Source organism: Amycolatopsis circi, from assembly GCF_003385235.1.
Lineage (GTDB): Bacteria > Actinomycetota > Actinomycetes > Mycobacteriales > Pseudonocardiaceae > Amycolatopsis > Amycolatopsis circi.
Window position 1 is genome coordinate 1 of sequence record NZ_PQIA01000262.1, and the last position, 3,193, is coordinate 3,193.

4 protein-coding genes are annotated in these 3,193 nt (G+C 69.4%); all 4 read left to right on the forward strand.

All coding sequences use genetic code 11. The annotated features are described in order from the left end of the window. Positions 1–1,040, forward strand: a 1,040-nt coding sequence (locus tag D0D37_RS45905) for a phosphoglycerate kinase (RefSeq protein ID WP_162834814.1), incomplete at its 5' end; no start/stop codon positions are given. After that, positions 1,041–1,826 (forward strand): triose-phosphate isomerase, encoded by a 786-nt coding sequence (tpiA, locus tag D0D37_RS45910; protein WP_116206837.1) that lies wholly within the window; start codon positions 1,041–1,043, stop codon positions 1,824–1,826. Positions 1,827–1,962: 136 nt separating this feature from the next. Further along, a complete protein-coding gene (gene secG / locus D0D37_RS45915; RefSeq protein WP_033292761.1) occupies positions 1,963–2,193 on the forward strand; it encodes a preprotein translocase subunit SecG in 231 nt (76 codons plus the stop codon). Positions 2,194–2,269: 76 nt separating this feature from the next. Beyond that, positions 2,270–2,614: an RNA polymerase-binding protein RbpA gene (locus D0D37_RS45920; protein WP_116206838.1), complete on the forward strand. Its 345-nt coding sequence runs from the start codon at positions 2,270–2,272 to the stop codon at positions 2,612–2,614. Positions 2,615–3,193 lie beyond the last annotated feature (579 nt).

The window sequence follows — 3,193 nt, forward strand, 5'->3', positions numbered from 1 at the left end:
TCACCGCGCACCTCGGCCGTCCCCAGGGCGAGCCGGACCCGAAGTTCACGCTCGCGCCGGTCGCGAAGCGGCTGGGCGAGCTGCTCGGCTCCGAGGTCCCGCTGGCCGGAGACCTCGTCGGCGAGTCGGCGAAGGCGCTGACGGCCGGGCTGGCCGACGGCAGCGTCGTGCTGCTGGAGAACGTGCGGTTCGACGCGCGCGAGACCAGCAAGGACGCCGTCGACCGCTCCGAGCTGGCGGCCGAGCTGGCCGCGCTGACGCCGGGCGGGGCGTTCGTCTCCGACGGCTTCGGCGTCGTGCACCGCAAGCAGGCCTCGGTCTACGAGATCGCCGCGGTGCTCCCGGCGTACGCGGGCGGCCTCGTGCTGGCCGAGCTGGACGTGCTGAAGAAGCTCACCGACGACGTCAAGCGGCCCTACGTGGTCGCGCTCGGCGGCTCGAAGGTGTCCGACAAGCTCGGCGTCATCGCGAACCTGCTCACCAAGGTCGACCGGCTGCTCATCGGCGGCGGCATGGCGTACACGTTCCTCAAGGCCAAGGGCTACGAGGTCGGCACGTCGCTGCTGCAGGAGGACCAGCTCGACCAGGTCAAGGGCTTCCTCGCCGAGGCCGAGAAGCGCGGCGTCGAACTGGTGCTGCCGGTCGACGTGCTCGCCGCCGTTGGGTTCGCCGCCGACGCGGAGTACGAGGCCGTCGACGTCACCGCCATCCCGGCCGATCGCATGGGCCTCGACATCGGCCCGCGCTCGGCGAAGCTGTTCGCGGAGAAGCTCGCCGACGCGGCGACCGTCTTCTGGAACGGCCCGATGGGCGTCTTCGAATTCGAAGCGTTCGCCGGCGGCACCCGCGCGGTGGCCGAGGCGCTCGTGAAGAGCGACGCGTTCACCGTCGTCGGCGGCGGCGATTCGGCGGCCGCGGTGCGGCAGCTGGGCCTGCCCGAGGACGGCTTCTCGCACATCTCCACCGGCGGCGGCGCCTCGCTGGAGTACCTGGAAGGCAAGGAGCTGCCCGGCGTGGCGGCGCTGGAGGGGAAGAACTAAGTGGCACGCAAGCCCCTGGTGGCAGGCAACTGGAAGATGAACCTCAATCACCTCGAGGCCATCGCCCTGGTGCAGAAGATCGCCTTCGCGCTGCCGGAGAAGTACTACGCGAAGGTGGACGTGGCCGTGCTGCCGCCGTTCACCGACATCCGCAGCGTGCAGACCCTGATCGACGCCGACAAGCTCTCGCTCACCTACGGCGCGCAGGACCTGTCGCCGCAGGACTCGGGCGCGTTCACCGGCGACATCTCCGGCCCGATGCTGGCGAAGCTGGGCTGCAGCTTCGTCACCGTCGGCCACTCGGAGCGGCGCGCGATCCACGGCGAGACCGACGAGCTGGTCAACAAGAAGGTCAAGGCCGCGCTCAAGCACGGCATCACGCCGATCCTGTGCGTGGGCGAGGAACTCGAGATCCGCGAAGCGGGCGAGCACCTCGAACACACCCGCAACCAGCTCGTCGAGGGTCTCAAGGGACTCAAGGCCGAGCAGGTGCAGGCCGTCGTGATCGCGTACGAGCCGGTGTGGGCCATCGGCACCGGCAAGGTCGCGACCGTGTCCGATGCCGAAGAGGTCTGCAAATCCCTGCGCGGGACGCTGTCGGAGAAGTACGGCGACGAGGTCGCCACGGCGGTCCGGGTGCTCTACGGCGGCTCGGTGAAGTCCGGGAACGTCTCCGAGCTGGTGGGCGCGGACAACATCGACGGGGCGCTGGTCGGCGGCGCGAGCCTCGACGGCGAGGAGTTCACCAAGCTCTGCGCGCTCGCCGCCGGTGGCCCGCTGCCCTGATCGTGGGCACTACCGGGTAGCCTGTGTGTTCGGTCCGTCACTAGAGCAGTGGACGAGTCCAGGGGTACGGTGAAGATCCGCACGCTGTGCGGGTCCGGCCGTACCCCTGCATGCTCCGACAAGCACAGAGGATGACATGAAGCTGTTCCTGCAAATCCTGTTGATCGCCTCCAGCGTGCTGCTGGTGGTGGCAGTGCTGCTGCACCGCGGCCGGGGCGGCGGCCTGTCGTCCCTGTTCGGCGGCGGGATGCAGTCGAGCCTCGCGGGGTCCAGCGTCGCCGAGAAGAACCTCGACCGGATCACGCTGCTGCTCGGGGCCATCTGGCTGATCAGCATCGTGGGTCTCGGCCTCCTGCTCAAGGTATGACCGGGTCCCCGGAAGGGGACTTGCGATCGGCGTGCCTATTGGGGGGCGCGCCGCCGATTCCAACGGGTGAGGATTCATGGTTGGCGGTAACGCGATTCGCGGCACCCGCGTGGGTGCCGGTCCTTCGGGCGAATCGGAGCGGGGTGAATCGGCGCCACGGCGCCGGGTGTCCTATTGGTGTGCGAACGGGCACGAAGCCCGCCCGTCGTTCGCGATGGACGCGGAGGTCCCCGAAGAATGGGATTGCCCGCGGTGCGGGCTTCCCGGCGGGCAGAACGAGCAGAGTCCGCCCGCCGCGCCTCGTACCGAGCCGTACAAGACGCATCTGGCTTACGTGAAGGAACGTCGCAGCGACGCGGACGGCGAGGCCATCCTCGCCGAAGCGCTCGAGCGCCTCCGCCAACGCCGAGAATTGATCTGAGGCACGGTTTCTCCGGGACCACCGGCTTCCCGTCCGCGAGGGCGAGGGCCGGTGGTTTTTTAGTTCCCGGGACGGGCACGGGTCTGAGTCGGCGGTGCGCTGGTGGCAGCGGCGGCAGTTCGCCGCGAGCGCTCCTGGCCTAAGGCGTGAAGGACTCCTTTGAGCTGCTGGACCGGGTGGTCCGGACCTAGCGGAGACAGGTCCGGACCTCTGCTGAGCGGGGGCCAGGCATGGCGGCGACCGATTCTGTCCGGGCGGGGACAGGCACCGTCTGGTTCTGTTCGGACGGGTGCGGGGCTCCGGTTGGTTCTGTTCGGGCGGGGACAGGGTGCCGGTCAGGTGGTCCGGACCTCTTGGCGGCTGGTCCAGACCCGGTCGGGCGGGCAGGGTGGTCTGGACCTGTGTGGCCTGGTGGGAGCGGGGCCGGGCCTCGTGAGTGTTTATGCCGGTTAGAACCGTCATAAACACTCACGAGACATACTCGCGCGGGACAGGCGCGTTGTCGCGGGGTGGCATGGCGCGGCGGTGGAGAGTGCAGTGGCGGACAGGCGGTGGGGGACAAGCGGTGGGGGACAAGCG

Coding starts and splice junctions, on each gene's coding strand:
- D0D37_RS45920 (WP_116206838.1), top strand. CDS start 2,270: ATGGTTGGCGGTAACGCGATTCGCGGCACCCGCGTGGGTGCCGGTCCT.
- secG (WP_033292761.1), top strand. CDS start 1,963: ATGAAGCTGTTCCTGCAAATCCTGTTGATCGCCTCCAGCGTGCTGCTG.